Source organism: Mesorhizobium sp. M1E.F.Ca.ET.045.02.1.1 (assembly GCF_003952485.1).
GTDB lineage: Bacteria > Pseudomonadota > Alphaproteobacteria > Rhizobiales > Rhizobiaceae > Mesorhizobium.
On record NZ_CP034447.1, the window covers coordinates 224,273 to 244,973 of the forward strand.

The 20,701-nt window shown below is 59.9% G+C and carries 12 protein-coding genes and 10 pseudogenes; 6 read left to right on the forward strand and 16 right to left on the reverse strand.

The window, feature by feature from the left end; all coding sequences use genetic code 11:
* Window positions 1–10: 10 nt before the first annotated feature.
* The 5 genes from EJ070_RS01045 to EJ070_RS01060 all read right to left on the reverse strand — a co-directional run bounded on the left by EJ070_RS01045 (window position 11) and on the right by EJ070_RS01060 (window position 4,020).
* Window positions 11–964: a PLP-dependent transferase gene (locus tag EJ070_RS01045; protein ID WP_348629319.1), complete on the reverse strand. Its 954-nt coding sequence runs from the start codon at window positions 962–964 to the stop codon at window positions 11–13.
* The gene (locus EJ070_RS37550; protein ID WP_348629318.1) at window positions 930–1,283 is read right to left on the reverse strand and encodes a PLP-dependent transferase; all 354 of its coding nucleotides are present in this window, start codon (window positions 1,281–1,283) and stop codon (window positions 930–932) included. Before EJ070_RS37550 ends, EJ070_RS01045 begins: the two co-directional genes overlap by 35 nt.
* Before the next feature lie 67 nt (window positions 1,284–1,350).
* Window positions 1,351–1,800 (reverse strand): fatty acid desaturase, encoded by a 450-nt coding sequence (locus EJ070_RS37365; protein ID WP_189350294.1) that lies wholly within the window; start codon window positions 1,798–1,800, stop codon window positions 1,351–1,353.
* Window positions 1,788–2,465 (reverse strand): fatty acid desaturase, encoded by a 678-nt coding sequence (locus EJ070_RS37370; RefSeq protein WP_126038453.1) that lies wholly within the window; start codon window positions 2,463–2,465, stop codon window positions 1,788–1,790. The genes EJ070_RS37365 and EJ070_RS37370 overlap by 13 nt, the downstream gene beginning before the upstream one ends.
* Before the next feature lie 403 nt (window positions 2,466–2,868).
* Window positions 2,869–4,020: a DUF418 domain-containing protein gene (locus EJ070_RS01060; protein ID WP_126043860.1), complete on the reverse strand. Its 1,152-nt coding sequence runs from the start codon at window positions 4,018–4,020 to the stop codon at window positions 2,869–2,871.
* A 1,202-nt stretch (window positions 4,021–5,222) separates the two neighbouring features.
* On the opposite strand from EJ070_RS01060, the pseudogene EJ070_RS36785 reads away from it, so the two are divergent.
* Both EJ070_RS36785 and EJ070_RS37375 read left to right on the forward strand, forming a co-directional pair.
* Window positions 5,223–5,383: pseudogene (locus tag EJ070_RS36785) on the forward strand (ISNCY family transposase); the annotation flags it as partial.
* Window positions 5,384–5,715: 332 nt separating this feature from the next.
* The gene (locus EJ070_RS37375) at window positions 5,716–5,916 is read left to right on the forward strand and encodes an ATP-binding protein (protein ID WP_281015622.1); all 201 of its coding nucleotides are present in this window, start codon (window positions 5,716–5,718) and stop codon (window positions 5,914–5,916) included.
* 286 nt (window positions 5,917–6,202) lie between these two features.
* Here the strand turns inward: EJ070_RS37375 and EJ070_RS36790 are convergent.
* The 4 genes and pseudogenes from EJ070_RS36790 to EJ070_RS01105 form a co-directional block, all read right to left on the reverse strand.
* Window positions 6,203–6,699 (reverse strand): annotated as a pseudogene (locus EJ070_RS36790) (IS110 family transposase); the annotation flags it as partial.
* A 140-nt stretch (window positions 6,700–6,839) separates the two neighbouring features.
* A pseudogene (locus tag EJ070_RS36795) lies at window positions 6,840–7,013 on the reverse strand (IS110 family transposase); the annotation flags it as partial.
* A 542-nt stretch (window positions 7,014–7,555) separates the two neighbouring features.
* Window positions 7,556–8,836 (reverse strand): plasmid partitioning protein RepA, encoded by a 1,281-nt coding sequence (gene repA / locus EJ070_RS01100; RefSeq protein ID WP_126043858.1) that lies wholly within the window; start codon window positions 8,834–8,836, stop codon window positions 7,556–7,558.
* A 245-nt stretch (window positions 8,837–9,081) separates the two neighbouring features.
* Window positions 9,082–9,612, reverse strand: coding sequence for a DUF1612 domain-containing protein (locus EJ070_RS01105; RefSeq protein WP_126038438.1), 531 nt, complete (start codon window positions 9,610–9,612; stop codon window positions 9,082–9,084).
* Here EJ070_RS01105 and EJ070_RS36055 point away from each other — a divergent pair.
* Together EJ070_RS36055 and EJ070_RS36800 are read left to right on the forward strand one after the other, a co-directional pair.
* Window positions 9,611–10,081, forward strand: a complete 471-nt coding sequence (locus EJ070_RS36055) for a hypothetical protein (protein ID WP_189350296.1) — start codon at window positions 9,611–9,613, stop codon at window positions 10,079–10,081. The genes EJ070_RS01105 and EJ070_RS36055 overlap by 2 nt on opposite strands.
* A 301-nt stretch (window positions 10,082–10,382) precedes the next feature.
* A pseudogene (locus EJ070_RS36800) lies at window positions 10,383–11,195 on the forward strand (transposase family protein); the annotation flags it as partial.
* Here EJ070_RS36800 and EJ070_RS01120 read toward each other — a convergent pair.
* Both EJ070_RS01120 and pmtA read right to left on the reverse strand, forming a co-directional pair.
* Window positions 11,167–12,260, reverse strand: a pseudogene (locus tag EJ070_RS01120) (HPP family protein). The pseudogenes EJ070_RS36800 and EJ070_RS01120 sit on opposite strands and share 29 nt — an antisense overlap.
* Window positions 12,261–13,896: 1,636 nt before the next feature.
* Window positions 13,897–14,491, reverse strand: a pseudogene (gene pmtA, locus EJ070_RS01135) (phospholipid N-methyltransferase PmtA).
* Window positions 14,492–15,023: 532 nt separating this feature from the next.
* On the opposite strand from pmtA, the pseudogene EJ070_RS01140 reads away from it, so the two are divergent.
* A pseudogene (locus EJ070_RS01140) lies at window positions 15,024–15,656 on the forward strand (TCP-1/cpn60 chaperonin family protein); the annotation flags it as partial.
* 74 nt (window positions 15,657–15,730) lie between these two features.
* Here EJ070_RS01140 and EJ070_RS01145 read toward each other — a convergent pair.
* The 5 genes and pseudogenes from EJ070_RS01145 to EJ070_RS01165 form a co-directional block, all read right to left on the reverse strand.
* A complete protein-coding gene (locus EJ070_RS01145) occupies window positions 15,731–16,144 on the reverse strand; it encodes a CDP-alcohol phosphatidyltransferase family protein (RefSeq protein WP_126038430.1) in 414 nt (137 codons plus the stop codon).
* Between the two features lie 25 nt (window positions 16,145–16,169).
* Window positions 16,170–16,895: pseudogene (locus EJ070_RS37380) on the reverse strand (phosphocholine cytidylyltransferase family protein).
* 14 nt (window positions 16,896–16,909) lie between these two features.
* Window positions 16,910–17,410, reverse strand: coding sequence for a ProQ/FinO family protein (locus tag EJ070_RS01155; protein ID WP_245464783.1), 501 nt, complete (start codon window positions 17,408–17,410; stop codon window positions 16,910–16,912).
* Window positions 17,411–18,090: 680 nt separating this feature from the next.
* Window positions 18,091–18,282 (reverse strand): hypothetical protein, encoded by a 192-nt coding sequence (locus EJ070_RS01160; RefSeq protein WP_126038427.1) that lies wholly within the window; start codon window positions 18,280–18,282, stop codon window positions 18,091–18,093.
* A gap of 1,773 nt (window positions 18,283–20,055) precedes the next feature.
* Window positions 20,056–20,226: pseudogene (locus tag EJ070_RS01165) on the reverse strand (Tn3 family transposase); the annotation flags it as partial.
* Window positions 20,227–20,360: 134 nt separating this feature from the next.
* On the opposite strand from EJ070_RS01165, the pseudogene EJ070_RS37555 reads away from it, so the two are divergent.
* Window positions 20,361–20,496: pseudogene (locus EJ070_RS37555) on the forward strand (LLM class flavin-dependent oxidoreductase); the annotation flags it as partial.
* Window positions 20,497–20,701 lie beyond the last annotated feature (205 nt).

Here is a 20,701-nt window from a genome sequence, read left to right on the forward strand (position 1 = left end):
GAGGCCACAATCAGGTGCCCTCAAGAGCTTGCCCAATATCGGCGATGATATCCTCAATGTGCTCAAGTCCTACAGAAATCCGGATTGTTCCATCGCAAACTCCGGCAGCAAGGCGCGCCTCGCGCGGTACCGAAGCATGTGTCGTCGAGGCTGGATGCGTGGCGAGTGTTCTCGCGTCGCCAATATTTGAGACGTGATAGGCGAGTCGCAACCGCTCGATAAAACGGCGCCCAGCCTCAATGCCGCCAGCGATCTCGAACACAAGCATCGGGCCACCATGATCACCCATGTTCTGCTCGGCGCGATGCCGTTCAACAATCCCGCCAAAAGTCGGATATGTTACGTCGAGAACGCCAGGATGCGCCATGAGAAACTCGGCTAGCGGGCGGGCATTGGAGCAATGTCGAGGCATTCGCAAAGGTAACGTTTCCAGACCTTGGATACAGAGAAAAGATGCGAATGACGACGGGCAGGGACCGAAATCGCGCATGAGCGTATTGCGCATCTTGAGCAGAAACGGGCTGGCTCCGTAGGGGCCGGGCAGATTGCGCGCGGCATCGAGCCAAAGAATGTTACCGTGCGAGATGTCAGGACGTGACATCAACGAAAAGCGTTCGGAATAGGCAGCCCAGTCGAAGGTGCCCCCATCCACAGTAATGCCGCCAATCGTCGTGCCGTGGCCGCTGATATATTTGGAAGTGGAGCGCACGGTAATGTGCGCGCCAAGCTCGAGAGGGCGGGAGATAAGAGGGGTCAGCGTGTTGTCGATGATCAGCGGAATTCCGAGTTCCTGCGCGATCGCCCCGACCTCGACGATCGGGAAAGGGCTGAGCTTGGGGTTGGGAAGCGCTTCGCCGAACCAACAGCGCGTTCGGCGATCTGAGGCTTCGCGGAAACGTTCGGGATCGCTTGGATCGACGAAGCGGGTTTCAATCCCGAGCCGTTGAAACGTACTGGCCAGCAAATTGATTGTGCCACCATACAGGTGCGTGGAGCTTACGATATTGTTCCCGGCTACGGTGAATGTTTAGGATTGAAAGCATAATTGCGGCTTGCCCCGACGAGGTTGCCAAGGCGGCGACGCCACCATCCAGAGCCGCAACGCGTTGCTCGAAAATATCCGTTGTCGGGTTCATCAGCCGCGAATAGGTGCGCCCCTCGCATCGGAGATCGAAGACGTCCGATGCGTGATCAATTGATTCGAATGCAAAAGCATTCGAGAGATCGATCGGTACAGTTGTAGCAAGGGTCGCCGGATCATAGCGATAGCCGCCATGCAACACTGCCGTTTCCGGATGCAGGTGTGGCGTTGGCGCCATCGTGCTGAAGGGTCATTTTTCTCTGGTTTGGTCAACATTGGATCTCTCCGGGAGTTGCATACTTCTCGGCGCGGCATTCAGACTGGGCGAAACGCTTCCGGTTCTGGTCGCGGATCAGTTTCAGGATCGAAGGCTCACCATTTGGGCCAGGCTGGAATATCCCACCCGTTTCGGAGCAGTGCGCCGCATAGACGGTGTCCCCCATGCGGATGGCATGTGCTTCGGGTAAGCGCCAGAACGGGGTTGTCGGGTCGAGATGATGATCGAGATGGTAGTTGTCGTTATTAATCGCGGTCAGCCACTTCTCGATATTACAGCTGCGGCGGTTCCTAGCCATGTGCAGGTTCACGGTCTGATTTTCGATGGAGCTGCAATGCTCAGACATCTCGATAAACCAGCCGATAATGTGGAATGAGGTGAGGTAGGGAACGACCCAGAGAAGGACGACTTCCGAGAAGTAGCCATAGATCAAAGCGTACACGACGATACAAGCCCAGAACGCGTAGAACCCCCAGCGATCGAACTCGTAACGCCACTTTTCTCCCGCATCACCCCTACTGAACTCTCCTTACCGGAGAGGGAATTGAGGATCATTTGATATCTGTTGCGGGCCAGATACTTCAGATAGGCGTAGGTTTTCGATCCAAGCAGGGGCAGGATGATGAGCTTCCAGACGAAGGAACGATCCGCTCGGGGTGTGAAGACACCTTCCGCGATGAAGAACTCCAGGTCAGGATCGGCGTCGGCTCTTCCCAGAAAGGGATGATGGCTGTGGACGTGTGATTCCTTGTAGGCAAAGTGGCGCTGAAAGATGGGCCAAGCCGTTGGCAATGTGCCGAGCAGGAAGTTCAGCAGACGGTTCTTTGTCAGCACACCGTGCGCAGAATCGTGCAGAATGGTGGAGATTCCTCGCTGATGGGCTCCGATCATTATCACCGCGAGAGGATAGAACCACCAGCTGACCCCAATGACCAGCCACGCGAAGGCAGCGATCACCGCATAATCCTTCACGATATAAGGCGGGCCATGCCAATTGTCAGTTGTAAGAGCTTTGATGTCACTAGTGATGCATCGATCAAAACGATGGTGAACGTAGCGGCCGGGCGCTTCGATGCCGCTGTAGAGCGGCCGCGCGTGAGCGTTCATGAAGACACCTTTTGCCGAGAATTGCAGCGCCACTCTGCGGTATAGGCACCGACGAAGCGGTCAATGAGATCAGCTTTGACGTTTGGCATAACGATCGCGTGGGCGGAGTTGTCATGGCATGCGAGTTGGTATTCGCTGACGAGCCTCTCGGATGGCTTCGGAAATACAACCGTCAAGGACCATGGATTGAGCAACACCGGGATGCCCGCTGAACGAAAATGCTGCTGCGAGGCCTTCCGCATTGCCGATGCCAACTCTAAGCGCCTGCGCGACCGTTTTCGCGTCGATCTCACAAGGCGGCAGGGTGGGGAGGAAGTCCCCTCCCCTGCCGCGAACAAGCTTTGGATAAAACCCCAGCTTTTTCTGTCCCCAATGTGATCTGGAGGCCGGGGCGCTGCGGTGCTCAGCGGATGTGACGCGCGAGATCTGCGATCCTACCCATCAGCACTTCCATCGGTCCTCGCTGGAAGACGCGCAGCCAAAGCACCGCGAAAGTGCTGATAACCACGACGAAGCCAAAGAGCATGGACAGGCTCCCGTCTTCGAGAACCAGATCTATCCCCATAGCATGGTTAAGATAGGCTATTCCCACAATGTGCAGCACATAGGCCGTCAAAGGCATCGAGCCGACCGCGATTATTGGCCAGACCAGCTTTCGCAGATGCGGGAGCGCATTCATAGCGAGCCAGCAAGCCGCAATGACAATCAGTGCGCAACCGGTGTTGCCCAGGATCGAGAACGTCTTCTCGCTATGAGGTGCGGCAACCAATAACACCCAGGGGTCGCTAGTGGCCTCCCTCCACCAATCGGGGTCGGCGGGTACACCATGTAGCAAGCGCAGCGCGAGCCAGGATCCTCCATAGCCCAACACGGCCAGCGCGCCCCCCGCTAGGCCAAGGCGCCAATGCATTGCTTGCGTATTAAGGCTAAGGCGCGCGATGGCCATGCCTGCGATCACGAAAGAAACCCAGGTCATCGCGGGATAGGTGCCGCGGACCATGAAATCAAACACCGGGTCCAAATACTCCACGGGGCCAAACAACTGAAGGAGGAAGCACACTTGCGGGAGAACTAATGCGGTCCCAGCAGCGAGCAAGCCGAGCTGCTGTGCGCTGAGCCGATAGAGCGGCAGGACCAACAAGAAGCAGATTCCGTAGGGTTCCAGGATGACTGCGACGTTCGTACCGAGGCAGGTCAGGATTGAGCCAATCGCGAGCAAAACAAGGGCACGAATTGCGACTCTGGCAACGGCCTGTCCACCTGCTTCCCCCGACTTCGGCGTCTCGCGGCCGGTAATCAGGATGATCGAAAAACCGGCCAATACGGCAAACAGGGCGGACGACCGCCCATAGGCTAGCTCCATCAGATCCCGGACCAGTGCTACGTCGGGAAAGTTACCCCCGACATGGACGACACACATGCCTAAAACAGCCAGGCCGCGAGCAAGGTCGATGTCGACCAGCCGATCTACGGCCGCCCCATCCCTCACGTCCGCAATCGCCGACGTTGCCTCCTTTTCATACGGAGGATTCTCAGTTTGTGGTGTATATGGCATCACGACGGGTTTTCTCCTTCATATCGAGTTTGTCCCGTCACGGATTAAACTCACTTCAATCAACGGTCAACAATCACTTTGCTGCCGACTCCCTCGGAGCAGGCCCTCGTCAGCCTCATTGAATTCTCCCCTCAGTAGGGGCGGCAGTGACATATCCTCGGCGATCCGCTCCGGGCTCGGCGTGGCACGAACGATGCCATGCCGGCGGGGCCCTCGCACAGGAAGCGCGTGCCACGACCTTCGCCGTTACGCCTGTCTTCCCCGTCAGTCTGAAGCCAGAGGAGACCGGTGGAATCGGAAATCATGCCGTCCGGCGAGTTGAACCTCAAGATCAAAGCAGGGTCAGAGCCGTTCGGTATATCGCAAGCTCAGAACTTCCGGGCTGGCATCGAGGCCGGCATCTCTTGCCTCAAACGCGCTTATGGCTTGGGGCGCGGCACCTGGCGCGGCTCGACTCGGCGAGCGTCGGCCAATGCCCCATGATCCCATCGCAGCCAGATCGCTCTTCTCGCCATGACCTGCACGGCATTTTGCCATCAGGCGTTCCAAGAAACACGCGTTAGCCGGCGTAAGCCCCTTGATCTATGTTCCCCTGGCGGTGCGCGGGAGCTACGCCCTCACCACATGGCCGTGGCCGAAAATGGCCTCCCGCTGCGCGTCAGGGATGTCGGATCGAAGGACGCATCGGAGCGAATCTCGAGAACCGCCGACATGATGGAACTATGGCATCTCCTGGATCGTAAGCCCCGGCAGCTGTCCGGCGGGCAGAGGCAACGAGTCGCCATGGGGCGGGCGGCAATTCGAGAGCCCAAGCTTTTCGTGCCGATGACCGCTCTACAACCTAGACACGAAGCTCAGGGGAAACATTGGCGCAGATTCGCCAGCTGCACAGGGAACTCGGGGCGACGTCGATATATGTCACGCACGGACCAGGTCGAGGCGATGACGCTGGCGGACCGCACGGTCTGCTCAAAGACGGCGTTTGCCAGCAGGTCGGCACACCCCTCGGACCTCTATTCGAAGCCCGCGAACACTTCACGGCAGGTTTTGGGAGGGTCCAATGTTCGACGGCCTCGGGTTCACCGAACAAATTCCACCATCGCTACATGACAAGTATGCATCGGATCGGCCATCACCTTGGGAATTCGGTCCGAGCATCTGGAAGTCCAGGACACAGAGGTGGCTCGGTTTGTCGCCGACCGCCGAAGGTGAAGGCCAACAGCAAGAGGATCGGTTTCAAACCGAGTGGCCGCAAGCCGGGGCGTCGGACTGATTTCACGAACGATCCAGGGTCATTGCCCGACGTAGCAGGCGCTTTCCCGCCTTGATGCGGCGGAATAATCAGCTGCATTCATGGTTTTAAAGTTAACGCCAAGGGGTGTCCCTCACCCGCCCCGATCTGCCCTTACAACCCGGACCAGCCGGTTAGATCGGGGCTGATCCTCCTGCGCACAAGTGACATTTTAACTTTGCCCCACGGCGGACATTTCAATCTCGCCGCCACATCAAACGGTGTAGCCAAAGCGAACCGCTTTACAAAAGCCGACTTCAGCGAGCTTCGCCAGGCCATCGGCATCGTTCGTGTTTTGTTGAGTCCCGCTTAGGCGCACGAGAACTTGTCACCGGCCAGACCGGCACCGAAAGTCATGGCTGGCCTGTGCCTTCGGCCGTCAGGCAGCACGGCTCGATCATTCCGTGCTCTACCTGCGCGTTCCACGGCTCTTCGAGGACCTGGCGCTCGCCCGCCTTGATGGCCGCTACCCCCGCCTCATCGACAAGCTCACGCGCGTGCAGCTCCTCATCCTCGACGACTTCGGAACCCACTCCCTCACTGACCAGCAGCGCTTCCATCTGTTCGAAATCGTTGAGGAACGCTATCGGCGCAAACCACCCTGATCACCGCCCAGGTCCCGGTGGCCAGATGGCATGACCTGATCGCCGAACCAAACATCAGAGGCCGCCGCCATTCTCGACAGGATCGTTCACAACGCCCACCGCAGTGCTCCAGGGCGACAGCATGCGAAAGCAAAAAGCCGCGCCCCTCTTGACCGGCACTCAAAACGGCGAAATCAATCATATATGAACCAGACAAGGCACCCAAGGACTGACACCGCCAAACTGTCCCGGCATTGGTGAAACTGCTATATAACGGAACTCTTGTCCGGCTTTTGCGAAATCCGCACAGAACCTTCCGCTCCCGGCAGACGCGACAGCGATCCTCCTCCTCGGGGCTCGGTGCATTGACCATAGCGCATACGCGCGGCTCTCCACGCTTGAGGGCCAATAGCGCGCGAACCAACGCTTCACCATCCAGCCTGTCCGTCTTCGCGCGCCGCCGTCTGCGCGATGTTGCTATCGAAGCCGGATCAACGACATAGCTTTCAAAGCCGTTCGCCTTGAGAACACGATCGATCCAGAAGCCGTCAAGTCCGGCTTCCCGGATGGTCACAAAACTGATCGCCCGTACGCAATCGCGCCTTCTCTTAAAGTTGAGAAAACTATCCAGCAATGCGGCCACATCACCGCCGCTCACCGCGTGTTTCGACATCTTCTCACCGTTTCGCGGCGACAACGAAGTGATCAACCAGGTGGAACGGCTCAGTTCCAACGAAACGAAAATTGCACAAGATCAGTGCGGATAGCGGTTGGTATATGCGCTTGGGAAGTTACAGCTTCCATGACGGCGTCTCCTATGAGTGAGTGCGTTATCGCAGCCTCACTTTGCAGAGCGCCGGCCGCTATTCACTTCCCATGGGATCTTAGTGAAACAAGTGTCCGCCGACTTAGCGGAATCCCTGTCCGGCTTATGCGAAATGCGAGGCATCATTGGAGTCGGTCTTGTTGAGTGTCTCGTTCAAATACCTTTTGCGCGTGCCGGGCTTCAATGCAGATCGCCGGAGCCCCTTCGGCCGTTAGCGCATGATAGAACCACGTCGACAGCGGCCCGCTTTGAAGACGACGCGCTTGGCGTGCGGCGCGTGTTTGCGGACAATGTCAGCGCTGCCCAGGAAGTGCCTTGGCTATCGGACGCCAGCCGAGGTGTTCATGGGGCATGCGCGATTGCGGGTAATCCTCTACCCTCCACTCGTCATTGTTGCACTTGGATTAGATTCTCCACAATGGAAGGGCGGAAGGTGACGGGCAGGCACTGCAGGCAGCGAATGACGTCAGAAGGCATGTAGACGACCTCCTCCGCGGCGATGGACAGTGCCAGATCCTCAGACGCAGCGCAGTTCCAGGCGCGCCGGCGCAGCGTCCAGGCAGAAATGCGGCCCCTGAGGGCATCTTGCCCTCTCTGACGGATGGGTTTGTGGTCAACTTGCGTTCAGCGGATGTCAGGCGACTTTTTCTGGACATCACCGGCCCCAAGCTCTGTGCATCAAACATACGATGGAGGCACTCCATCGCGAGGTTATTTGTAGCTCCCGCAAATCGCGAGAGTGCGATCTCATAAAAGCGTCCGCCATGGCGTTGGCCTCCTTCAAGAGCTCAGCTGGTTCGTACAACATCGAGCGCATGCGCTGCGTGCGTGGGCTCATTTGCTAAGCCTCCTTGATGGGGGTTTCGCCTTACCTGCAGTCGTCGAGCGCGAAGCCTGCGACACATAAATCGGGGGACGGCCCCAAACCTCGGATATGATGTCCATTACCTCCGCATTGGTGGAATTCAGCGATTCTATCGCTTGCTCGTATGCCGATCGGCCTACCGCTCCCGCTGACAGCTCATACAACGATCGGTTTTTGAGCCGCGCTTCCCGGATCGCGTTCGATTCCCAGACGGTCGCAGTCAAGAGATCATCCCCCAGGGAGTCCCGCAGTAGTGCGACCGTCTCCTGCTCTGAGACGTCGCGCGGGTCGTGTCTTGTTACCAAGAATTTGATAAAATCATAATTTACGGACCTCCCAGCTTTTTCGATCAAGGAGACGGAATGCGAGAAAACGTTGAGGAACATGGCCATTGACGCAATATCAGCCAATTGCGGGCGGACCATCACCAGCACGCCGGTCGCTGCTTCAAACGCACCCACGGTCAAGAAGCTGTATTCAGGTGCACAGTGGATCACGACGACGTCGTAATCCGCCTCGACGTCCTTGATCGCAGACACCATTCTGACGCTAGCATCTGGGAGCCTCAAGCCCTCGCTTCTGTAGCGCCGCGAACTTTCCTGCTCGAACTCGCCGAGCTCGAAAGAGCCCGGCACGAGATCAAGACCATCAAAATGGGTCGATCGGATTGCAGTACGTATACTGGCCCGGTAGTCATCATAGCGCACCGCGGCATACATGCTCGCATTGTGGACGGGAATGATACTCGAGAAGTAACCGAACATTTCCGACAATGAGCCCTTCGGATCGAGATCTACAGCGAGAACGCGGAATCCTTGAAGTGCAAGGCCCTGAACCAGATAGAACGCTGTAGTGGTTCTTGCGGGGCCGGCGGCTACTGAGATGATCTGTAGTTTCTCACCCTCGCGCCTCCGCGGGCAAAATTTCAAAGCCTCTTTCGGACGGGCCGAAGCGAGATAAGCACGAAGGTCGTTGATCTGTCGAAGCGTATAGGAGCGTCGCCCTGCGGTCCCTAGCTCCGGTGTTGGCCCCAGACCATCAATTGACAACTGGCGCAGATAACTGTCCGACACACTGAGAATCTCGGCGACCTCTCCCAACGAGAAAGAGCGCAAGGTCATGTGGTCTGGAAATGGATAATTGATAGCGGCGCCGCGCGCGCGTACGCGATCCCAGAGTTCTCCGCCCTGACGCTGAATGCGCTCCGACGTTGTCTCCTTTTCATACGGAGAACTTACAGGTTGTGGCATAATGGGCATCACAACGGTTTTTTTCTTGCATGTCGATTTGTTCCGTCACGGCTTAAACTCACTTCAGTCAACGGTCAACCAGCTTGCCGCCGGCGCCATCGGAGCAGGCCTTTCGTCAGCATCATTGAATTCTTGTGATTGTTTCCTCTTAGTGGGGGCGCAGTGACATTTCCTGGCGATCCGCTCCGGGGTCCGGCGTGGGCTCGTCTTCGGCCGGGACGAACGATGCCATGCCGGCGGGGCATTCACACAGAAGCACGCGCCACGGCCCTCGCCGTTACCCCGTTATGTCCCCCGCAACATTTGGAACAACGGCCCTCAATGACGTCGCGAGCCATCTCCTCTCGACGCCGGCCGTCAAACGCGCATTCCTGTGGATGTTCATTCGGTCCTCCGAGAATCACAGAAGCTTCGACAACCTCAGCTTTCCCGGTCGGGACCGAATAAACATGTGTGGAGTTCTTGCGCCGGTTCCTCAGCCGGCGTTCCATCTGTACTTTGGCCAGCGCCAGACGGTCGAGCTCCTTGAGCCCAGCCGCGGCCTCTGCAAACGCATCGAGCACTGCCAGCAGCCGGATGGTCTTTTCCCGCGCGCGCCGCCGATCCCGCGGCACGATGCGCAGTCCGGCATTGAGGCAAAACAGATGCGAACCGACCTTGCCGCGCTGCCTGAGCAGCGCTGCAACCAGCAGCGGCCCGAGCCAATGCTGGTGCTGCAGCGGCTCTATGTGCTGCCACGCGTCCCAGGCGATCGCCGCGGCCAGGATGGCCGGCATGTTTTTTCACCTGGTCGACGACGGCGAGCCAGTCGGCAAGCCGCCGGTCCTCGTCGAGTCGAGATCGCGGATCAGCGGCCCGAAGCTGTCCGGCAAGGCCTCGCGCGCGTTTGCCCCCCTGCCCTGCCGTGTCGACAGCCAGGCCGTCCGCACTCCGCGGCACCAAATCTTCGCCCGCCAGCAGCCGGCTGGAGCGGGCCAGCACGGCATCGATCTCCGCCAGCTCTTCGCTCAGCGCATCCATTTGTTCGGTTTCATCGGCCAGCACGCTGTCGCCGGCGTCGTCGTCCAGCCCGGCGGCGGCTGCCGCGGCACCGGTGGCAGTCCGCCCCGCGTCCGCCCCATTGCGGCCGTCGCCCTGCCCTTCGCGGCCGCGCAGCGCCAAAAGGCCGGGTCGCGACAGCGCCCAGGCGGGGTTTGTGCGCAAGAATCCGGCGCCGGACGCGCGGCACGGCATGCGCGCGGGTGAGTTCGTGGGTCGGGTGCGGATGTCTATGTGGGCATCGTGCAGCACGAGATCTTCGACATGAACGACTCCCCGTCCAGCCACAGCACAGCAGCGGCGTCGGCAAAGTTCTGGGGCTCGATCCAGCCGCCACGAACCGGCGATCGGGCCACGCGCTCGTCGAGGCGGGCGAGACGGTCTTCGGCTGTCGCTTTTACTTCCCGATTTCAAACAGGGAAAAGTCAGGTGTTGGTTAGGTTTAGGCGCTACGACAGCCCCGATTTTTCGCTAACGATTTCACTGACTGCTCGATTTGCCGCACCGATTGCACAACCGGAAAGCCGCACCCGGCACGTCGCATTCCGACGAAGCATGGTCGGCGCACGTCGTCTCGCTCGCGAGCTCGACAGGATTCTCGACGGTTCGGGCCAAGACGCGCGGCAATCAACCGGGCCGCGGCCGAGCTGCGCCTCTCGACCCGCCAAGTCTACAATCTGCTGGCGCGCTACCGCAACGATCGGACCGTGACGTCGCTGCTGCCCCAGTCGGATGGCAGCCACAAGAAGCGCCTTGATCAAGGCATCGAGGCGATCATTGCGACGACGTTGCGAGAGCGGTGGCTCGTGCTGGAGGCTCCGCCGCTCGCTCCCGTCGTGGCCGAGATCCGCGCTCGCTGCGAAGAGGCCGGCTTGGCCGCTCCGTCCTATCTCACGGTCGCCGGCCGGATACCGGGCTGTTCAGCCCCGAGGAGATCGCGAGGAAACGGTCCGCCAATCCGAAGCATCTCCAGCGGCTCAAACCGCGGCCGGGATACATCCATGCGGCGCCTCCGCTCGATGTCTGCCAGATCGATCACACGCCCTACCGACATCAACTTCGTGGAGGTCGTCGACGGCGGCGGAACGTTCATCGGTCGGGCATATCTCACGATCGTCACCGACGTGGCCACCCGCTGCATTCTTGGCTTCTGCCTCACCCTCGAGAAGCCGTCGGCGCTGTCGGTCGCGCTCTGCCTGGCGCACGCCATGTGTCCAAGGAGGCATGGTTGGCCGCGCGCGGCATCGTGTTCGGTCGACCACGGTCGCTCGTCACCGACTCAGCCAAGCAGTTCAAAGGACATGCCTTCCAGCGCGGGTGCGGCGGGCTTTGAGCGGCGACTTGTCTGCCACCTGCACGCGCGCCGCCGCTGCCAGCAGGTCGGTCTGGATGCGCCGCTCGGCATCGACGATGACTACGGCATGGCTGCGGCCGTCGGTGAGCACGGGAAGCAGGCTCATCGCCGGCGTCTCGGGCGAGCCGGTGCCCGCCTTCGAGATCACGTCCTTCACCGTTTCGGTCGTCTGCGTCAGCTCGCGCAACCCCAGGGCACCGGCCAGTTGGCCGTTCGAATCGACCACTGGCAAGGTGCGGATGTTGTGGTCGAGAAGCTGCTTTTGGGCCTCGTCGGCGGTGGCATTTTCCGGCACCGAAATCACGTCACGGGACATGATGTCCCGGCAAAGCAGCGTTTGGTGCGAGCGCACCATGGCCTGCAGCTCGACCTGGCGCAGCAGCCTTTCGAGGTCGTCGCGGCCGATGTCGAATGTTTCGTCCAAACGGCGAGTGCCGTATCGACATCCTCGGGACGGAAGCCGACGCGCTTCGTGGCCGGTGGATCGGCGGTGCCGTGGGTGCTGGCCGCGGGTACATGGACATGCGGATAGTTGCGCCGCGACAGCCGGTGGAAGAGCAAGCCGAGCGCCACCAAAATTGTCGAGTTCAGCGCCACCGGCACCAACGGGAACAGGAAGCCGAAGCTGAGCACGGCCGGTCCGCCGAGCACGGCCGTCAGCGCCGCGGCACCGCCTGGCGGATGCAGGCTACGCGTGAATGACATGGCGGCGATCGCCAGCGCCACAGCGACGCCCGACGCGATTACCGGGTCGTGCACGAAAAGCGCCACGGTCACGCCGACCAGTGCCGAGATCGAATTGCCGCCGACGATCGGCCAGGGCTGCGCGAGCGGGCTCGACGGCACAGCAAAGAGCAGCACGGCGGATGCGCCGAAAGGGGCCACCAGCAGCGCCACATGTGGCCCGCCGCCTATGGCAAGCCCGCTGATCACACTGGTCAGCGCAATGCTGATCGTGGCGCCGATGCAGGCGAACAACCGCTCGCGCAAGGTCGCGCCGGCGAGGATTGGGACGAAGAGGCGAAACGCCATGCTAAGCCTTGGAACGAGAGGAACTCTGCGCTGTTCGCAATGCCGCCGAAGCCACGGATTTGAAAGTCAAACCAATTCGAATATCTGCGGCCGGGGAGAATATTATTGCGGCACCGGTTTGTGCGTTCGCCGCCAGCGTCTGGTGCTTTTCAAATCGCGTCAGAGCCTGGGCGCGGAGTTATTGAAGCTATCGCTGAAGCGCCGATTTTTCCTTGTGAAGATATCCGTTCTGAGCCCATGGCCGCCATTGGTGAAGCAGTACCCGATGACAAGGACATGGTCATGCCCGACGTATCGGTAGATGCGCCGATTCCGGAGGATCGAACGCACCGGCTGAAGGCAGACGGACTCGCAAGAAGAAGCGCTGGCAGAAAGACGTTTCTCTGCGGCCAGATGAACGATGGAGCGGCGCCTGCCATGGGTGCTCCGCCATAACCGAGCTGCGCGGTAGGTCAACTGCGCCAGGATTGAAGCTGCCCTGTCGAACTGTCCATGACAGGCCGGCAGCATCTTTGATCAGCCGCTCTCCCGTTTGGACGGCCACGAAGCCGGGTCTTACCGGGGAGAGGCTGCCGCTGGCGAGCAGGCCATCTGCTTAAAACGTTGTCGTAGCCGGTGAATGTTGACGTAGCCGGTGAATTGAGTAGTTGCACGCCAAGCACACTTGCAGCCGAACATCATCTCTCCGCTGCTTTGGCCCGCAAGCAGGCGGCGCTCAGCGGGCTAGAAACAGGGCCTGCTGTTTTCTCCGCGGCGTCAGCCACACGATCACAGAACCGTCGATGCAGGCCCTCGCCTTTGCCGAGTGACTGCTCAAACAACCCCAATTCGACGTGCTGCGGCAGCATGGCTGCGAAAGTGCGCGCCACTGAGCCAATCAGCGCGATAGGCTAGGGTTGACTACCCACACACCAACCGCCTCCCAATGCCTCGATCGCAACTTCGCTCTTGGCCGGCGTCTCGCTTGTCCGCGGCATGCCCAAACCGTTGCAGATTCAGCGCTCCTCAAACAGATAAACAGGTTGCGCATGACATCAGAGCCGAAGATGGCCGATAGGACGGACGCCTTCTATCGCTTCATTCGTCCTTCCAAGCGCCGCCTTTTTTCCAATGAGCCCTCTTTGTCTTCGCTAAAATAGCCGAAGTTAAATTTCGAGCGTTTCGGCTTGCCGGAAATTAGGGTCTCGGTGGATAAACCCATGGCTTTTGGGGTGCTGGCAGGAAGACCGATGCGCGGGCGTGGATGGATCAAGGCGTTGCGTCAAGACGAGGCTCGGCAGGTGCTTGCGCGCATTGCGGAACTGGGCGCGACCTCATAGCGCCCACACCTCAAGGACGCCATCGACGTTTCGAAGCCGGACATGAACTTCGCAATGCGAAGTTTCGCCTGGCGCGTCTCAAGGAATGCATCTCCGAAATACCGGAGAAACACAGGCGTTAGCGGAAGCTTCGTCGCTCTCAATGCTTGTAGCCGAACATCATCTCTCCGCGGCGATCAAATCGAGCCTCAGAAAATGCGGAATGGAAGGCGGTCCCGCCAAAGCGCGAATGGCTGGCCCCATCACCAAGTTCAGCCGGCTTTGCAGTCCTGTACAAGGATTCCGAAAGCCACCTGTCGCTCGCGTCCACTGGGGTTTCACACTGCTCGTCGATAGGTCCAGAGTTGTGCGGGGGGAACATTGCGAATGACGAAATCATAGTGAGAAACGATGTAACGGTCGGGCATTTTGAGCACCGGTGACAGAAGACCGTAGGTGATTTGGATCACAGGTCGCCCGGCGGGGATTCGTGCAAGCAAATCCTCCAGCAGTGTGAGGCGCTGTTGCATCGGAAAGCTCAACATCGGCACTGCGCTTATGACACAATCGAACTTTTCCCGGCGCTCCCCCAGGGTTTCTTCCAGGGCAAACGCATTGCCCAAGCGGAAATCCACTCCCGGAAAGCCTCGCACCAGGCCGTCATAGAAATCCTTGGAATATTCGACCGAAGTCAACCGATGCGGTTTGATGCCTCTTTCCAGGATGGCCCTGGTGATGACACCAGTCCCGGCACCAAGCTCCAAAAACCGGCAATCCAGAATGAGGGTTGACCACACTAGCCATGCGGCGCGCCGCATGGATCGACGTGGGCATGAGTGCGCCCACACCTTTCTTATCCTTCTGCCAACATTTGAAGAATTGCACTTCTTCCTCAAGTTTCTTGCCAAGTCGCTCTTTCAATCGAAAGACCATATCCGCTCCCTTCTCCCGATCCGAGTCGGAGCGCCTTTTTGTCGAAGTTTCGCTATAGAAACAAGCCTGACTCACAGGGATGAATGCCGCGCCGGAGGCGCGAAACGCCCGCGCCGGCTGGCAAGCCCTTGTCCACCAGTCCACCAGGATGACGTTTTTCTCGCTCAGATGCGCGCCAGTTCTTCCTGTATGGAAATCTTGGTCATGGCCTCGAGAGGCCCTCACGGCTCGTCGAGCAGCCGTGTCTCCGGCTGCACCATCAGCGCCAGCGCGACGCACGCAGGGTTTCTCATCTGCTGCGGGGTTCGCCAGGTGCACAGCAGACAGCGAGGCTGCTACGGCCGCAAAAAACCCGCGGCGGCGGCTCGATTCCGGGACCGATCCGCCATTTTTGGCAGGTGATCCGTGCAAGTGCGTGGCGTGGATCACCCCAGCTATCTCGTGGCCGCCCCATTGCCAACGTCCTCTTTTCAACCGGGGCGCGCGGCCATTGGGTCCAGGCCGGGACGCCTGAACAGATCGCCGACAAGACCGCGTCGCCCAGATCAAGCAGCAGATCGAGGAGACCACCTCGGACTACGACAAGGAGAAGCTGCAGGAACGTCTCGCCAAGCTGGCGGGCGGCGTTGCCGTCATCCGCGTCGGCGGTGCGACCGAAGTGGAAGTCAAGGAAAAGAAGGACCGCGTCGATGACGCCCTCAACGCGACCCGTGCGGCCGTCGAAGAAGGCATCGTTCCCGGCGGCGGCGTCGCACTGCTGCGCGCTTCGCTGAGCATCAAGGCTGTCGGCGCCAACTCCGACCAGACCGCTGGCATCGCCATCGTGCGTCGCGCGCTGCAGGCTCCGGCCCGTCAGATCGCGGCCAACGCCGGTGCGGAAGCATCGATCGTTGCCGGCAAGATCCTCGAGAACAAGGGTCCGACCTTCGGCTTCAATGCCCAGACCGGCGAATATGGCGACATGATCGCCATGGGTATCGTCGATCCGGTCAAGGTCGTGCGCACAGCTCTCCCGGACGCGGCCTCGGTCGCCGGCCTGCTGGTCACCACCGAAGCCATGATCGCGGAGGCTCCGAAGAAGGAGTCGGCTGGCGGCGGCATGCCTGCCGGCATGCCCGGCGGCGGCATGGGTGGCATGGGCGGTATGGGCGGTATGGATTTCTAAGGTCCGCGCATTTCGACAATTTGGAAAGGGCGGCAAGCAATGCCGCCCCTTCTTCGTGCCCATTCCGCCAGTTGTCAGTGACTCGCAAGCCGGGGTATATGCCCGCCAAGGTTGGTGCTTATGCTCAAGACGACGCGGACATAAGGGGCTGGACGAGAACCAGGGCGGCCATCAATGGAATGTCGTAGGACAGCGGCACGCACGAGAGATGCGCTATTCAGCTGCACGAGGATGATCGCGGAAAGGATGGCTCCGTAGATGGTGTAGCCGAACCCGTCGAGGCTCTTGCCCATTTTCGCCATGTCCGGCGAGCGGTTTCGGGTTCTCCTAGCGACTACCCCGTCCAGGTGATCCGCGAGGACGGCCCACAAAGCAGCGCCGACCGCCAGCTCGATCTGCCCCGCCAACGCAAAATAGGGAGCAATCGAGGAGCACAATAGCCCGACCGTGGTGATGGCATTGGCGGGATCAACGAGGTAGCGAAGCATTCTTTCACTCTCCCAAGCTTGGTCGTCAGCATGCGATTTCCCGTGCCGTCATGAACATTGCCTCGGCGAAACGAAGGTCCGCCTCGTTGTCAATCTCGTACCCTTTGAGCCCGTCGCACCGGGCGGCGGCGATCTGCAGCCCTTTCTGCCGTACGAGGTTCGACAGAAGCTCTTCGGGGAGGATTTGACGGCCCCGGCGTTGATGGTGTCATTGAGATGCGGAACGATCGTCCGGCGCAGACCTCCGGAAAAGCGGATCAGGTTCATCGTTTTGAAGAGAGGCGGCGAACCATCATTGAGGTTCGCTGCCGTCTGCTTCATCCTTACATCGGCGATGTAGCCGTTGTTCGTCAGGACGACGGCGGAACCTTCCATCGCCGGGCTGAACGGCGCGACGGCCGCGACATTGTCCGCGTCGCCCAGCGTCAGGCAGCGAAGCGCATCCGGCTCGAAAAACACGTCGCCTTCGAGCAGATAGATGTCCCCGGTCAAAAGCGCGTCGCGCGCTAGCCACAGCGATTATGCGCTACCCGTCCGGTCGAAGACGTCGGAATCGACATAGTCGATGCCGAGATCACCGAAGCGTCGGCCGCAGGAATATTGGATCCTCGAGGTTCTGCAAGGCGTTGTGAAGGATCGGCGTGCCGTTGACTTCGACCAGCGGCTTCGGCCGCACATCCGTGAGTGGACGCAGGCGCGAGCCAAACCCGGCGGCAAGGATCACCGCCTCTCTCGGAGCAATTGCAGTGATGGGTCTAAGCGCCTCTATTTTGGTTGTTGCGACGATGCCATCGGCTTTCGGAAGGACCGGCGACGTTTCGTCTCAATGACTATTCCGGTCCGGCTGTCGGCGGTATTCTTCGCCTTGTACACGGCGGTTCGCTTCGGTTTTGGTTTGGGTGGCGCTTGAGGCTCTGCCCTTGGCTCCGGCGTTTGCTTGGTCTCTTGCTTGTCCTTGCGGGTGCAAAGCAAAGCCCTGGCGGTCGCCGCGTCCGCATCCGAGACCACGCCGGCCGGCTTGCCATCGAGATCGACCCGTGCGGCGGCGGCATCCAGTCTCGCCAAGTATTTGGCCATCCTGGTATAGGCCAGCAGGGCTCTCCTCAATTCATCATCAGACAGTTCGCCGTCAAGCACCCGAATGTCATGATGGATGCCGATCTTGAGCGGCCTGGGCGCTTTTGGATTGAACGCCGCAGGCCACTTGGCCGATAGATAGCGGAAAAGCTGTGCCGGCGATTTGCCTCGGCTAGCGCTCAACATCATAAGCCTCGCCCGATTGTTTTCGTTTTCGAATCGGACCTTCCTAGCACTGAATATACGCAATGATTATGGAAAAATGGGCATTCGTCCCGCAGGGCAAAGCAGCAGGGCCTCCTCATTCGGGCAGACGAAGTGCCTTGTGGACCGAGCAGGATCGGCACCAATCACGCCGAGCCGTCCCCGATCGAGTTCATAGCAGTAGGGTCAGCGGTCTCTTGCCCCATATCTCCGCCAGCCCATTAGCCCTCGGCAGCGTATCTGAAACGCCGGTAGCGAAAAAGACTCGATGGCCCACCGCCAAGCGCCCCTTGACGAGTAGGACGCCGAAAGCGTCGCGGCACCCCTCACCCGTTCGGCCGTTCCGTCGTACCAGGTGAGCTTCTCGTAGCGCGAAAGCCGCTCACGCGACCGTTTCGCGATCTCGGCCGGATCGACGCCGTCCTGGGACAGGAAAGCAGGCGAATGGCTGGCTAAACGGTTCGCCGCAGCCCTGCGTCGGGCGCGGAGCAACTCCAGGCGGTGGCCATTCCGGAATAGCCTTCAGCCAAGGCAGCTCAATTCGAATGGTTGTGAGCGACGCGCTTCGGACCCCATTCGATTGCCCGACCCGGCTCATGCCTGGACGGGCAGTATTCTGAGGGTGTTTGCACACCGTGTTCATGGTTGCCACTATGGAGATCGCCTCAGAAGCGGCGCTTAATCGGAAATGCTAGCACCTCCGCGTTTTGGCGCGGCTGCTTGAACTCCTCGACGGCAACCGCCTCGATCAGCAAATCCAAGGCTTCGCGCCCCCTCCGGCTCATCGGGTCATCGCCTCGCAGGTAATGATACGCTCGATCTAAATGCACTCGCGCGGCGGAAAAATCGCTAGTCATATGACCCTCTTAGTTACCGCCCGCATTAGCCGTCTACGAGGTGAGGGTCGCGCAATCGTCAATATTCACAGGCGGATTTGATTTAAATCGCGGATGATCCGGGAAAAACCAAAACGCCGGCTCTTGTCGCCGAATAGAAGCTGAGGAATATCCCCGCAGTTAACGGCTCGTTAATCATGCGGGGCGTAGCCAAGAAAAGCATCACAGCACCTGCCCAATCACATGTGACCTTAAGACCCGGCACCCAGATTGTGCCGAGTCTTTTTGTGTCGTTAGGGTAGCCTGATCCATTGAGCGGGTCAGGAATAATGTCCCAGTACGGCGATCAGGAACCTTCTTAAGCCGGTCGCCGACTTCATAAAGGCGACGGGAGCTGCAACGACTTGACTAGGAATGCCCTCCGAGCTTGACGGTGTCGGCCCCGAACGCGCCTTGTTGGCCGTGTGCCAGTCCCTGACCGACAGCGGATTGCGACATGACAGCTTCTCCACAATCGGAGGTAACCGTGGCGAAGTGCCTGCGCGCTAAGCGCCAGGGAAGGCCGGTTAAAGAGCCGGCCCGCTTGCAGGAATCGAACTCATGGATGACTGAGGCCTCGGCATCCTCGATGCCCATTGCTTGGCAGGACGCCATTATGGCGTTTCTGCGTTCTGTCTTATCGCTGTGACATTTGCCGCACAGGATGACTTTAACGACACTCTTTCCCGCGTGAGGTGAGGCGATGCGAGCAGGGTAGAGTGACGCGCGGCAGGGAGGGCAGGAGGCGATGGCAAAGGCTGAACCTCGGTAAGACGGCGCAGACCGTCACGCTCTCTAAAAGAGACTGTTCTTCAAGAGAGTATCGTCATAATCGATTCGGCGTCGGAAGGCTCGGCCGCCTGAAGGAGGACGATGGCAATGATGCGGTCACGGGATGGATTGCATGATCCACCGGCACCTGCACGGATCACCTCGCAAAAGTGGCGGGCGGGACCTGGAATCGAGCCGACATTGCGAGATTTTCGCGGCCATGGCGGCTTCGCTGTCTGCTGTCCGCAGGGCGAAGCGCGCATCAGATGGGTCAGCGGCGGATGCACGCGAACCGCGGGGATGACGAACACGACCTTCGCTGGCTAGGACAGCGGCACCGCGAATCCGATGTTGGAGGCTCTACGCCGCTCGATCTGGCGGAGGCGGCGGTCGATGCGGCCGGCAGAACCCGCGCTACCGTGAGGCGCTGCCATCTCGATATAGGAGCTGTTGACTTGCAGAACACTGCACTATCTGCGAACGCATCGCGAGGTGCCCGACCCTGTGACCCGCTTCCGCGCGAGGCCGCGCTGGTCTTGACCAGGCGCAGTTCGACGCAGGGCGGCTAGCGCCGGCCGATGTCCTAATGTCGGGGCGCCAGCAAAGAAATGTCGCATAGCGGTGGGGACGGCTACAACGAGAGCGCCCGATCGGGCGTCAGCTGGTCGGGATTGCCAGCCCGATCGGGTGCCGTTCAGTCAGGCATCCCTCGGCTTAGACTAGAGAGCCGCCGCTCAGAACTAGATCGTTGGCCGGCGTCGGCCGCAGCGGGATCACGATACTCGCTCAGCATCGTGACGACATCAGCGCTACGATTCTTGTCACTCTCCGTCAGCCGCAGATCGACCTCGACGAATGCCCGCCCGACCTCCGGTCCGGGCGCCTCAGTGGGCGCTTGCTCAAGCCGGGTGGAACCAGGCGGCCTGCCGTGTTTGCGACCGCGTTTCACATAATCGTTGCTCTCAGCGCCATCAGGGACGACCGGGCCTGACATCGCCGGCGCAATGCCGGACTCGAATACCATTCGATCATGGAGAGCGACCGCTCGATGCGGCCGAGTTCCCGAAGAGCTTTGGCCAGTTGGCTTTCCTTCGGTGATGCCGAGAGCTTCTCCACGGTCGTCGAGGGCACAACCGCACCGGTGTTGATCGATGCCGCCCAGATGAAGGTCGATTTCCAGCTTGCGCAGGAAGGCAATCCGTTCGGTCAGCCCGACCAGGTTTGACGTACCAGGCGCATCCGGCGCCGATCGCAGCCAATGAAAGCGTGTCTGGCCAATGGTCGGGGTCGCGGCGTTGAATTTCGGCTTTGACCGATATCCAACCCACGCCGACCGTTTACAAGAGCTCGGGCGAATTCGTAGACGTGGTGACAAAGCTCTGGGACAGTTGGGAGGATGATGCGCTCATCGCGAACCCGGAGGCGCCGGTCTGCCAGACTATTGGTCGTAGGGAACCGGCCCACGCTCTCAGTTAAATCAGGAGAAACATGATCCAAAAACCGAAGCTTCGGGAGCTCAGTTCCTGCCCCGCTTAGTGCCTATTTGTGTGCGCTATTCTGCCATACGCCTAATGAGATTGTCCCTCCTGATGACCGTCCCTAACTTGGCTGTGATCCAAGCCAAAAGCTA

Excerpts from the sequence above, each read along its gene's own strand:
- EJ070_RS01155 (WP_245464783.1), bottom strand. The coding sequence starts at position 17,410 with ATGATGTTGAGCGCTAGCCGAGGCAAATCGCCGGCACAGCTTTTCCGC.
- EJ070_RS01060 (WP_126043860.1), bottom strand. The coding sequence starts at position 4,020 with ATGCCATATACACCACAAACTGAGAATCCTCCGTATGAAAAGGAGGCA.
- repA (WP_126043858.1), bottom strand. The coding sequence starts at position 8,836 with ATGCCACAACCTGTAAGTTCTCCGTATGAAAAGGAGACAACGTCGGAG.
- EJ070_RS37370 (WP_126038453.1), bottom strand. The coding sequence starts at position 2,465 with ATGAACGCTCACGCGCGGCCGCTCTACAGCGGCATCGAAGCGCCCGGC.
- EJ070_RS01105 (WP_126038438.1), bottom strand. The coding sequence starts at position 9,612 with ATGCCGGCCATCCTGGCCGCGGCGATCGCCTGGGACGCGTGGCAGCAC.
- EJ070_RS01160 (WP_126038427.1), bottom strand. The coding sequence starts at position 18,282 with ATGACTAGCGATTTTTCCGCCGCGCGAGTGCATTTAGATCGAGCGTAT.
- EJ070_RS01145 (WP_126038430.1), bottom strand. The coding sequence starts at position 16,144 with ATGCTTCGCTACCTCGTTGATCCCGCCAATGCCATCACCACGGTCGGG.
- EJ070_RS36055 (WP_189350296.1), top strand. The coding sequence starts at position 9,611 with ATGTTTTTTCACCTGGTCGACGACGGCGAGCCAGTCGGCAAGCCGCCG.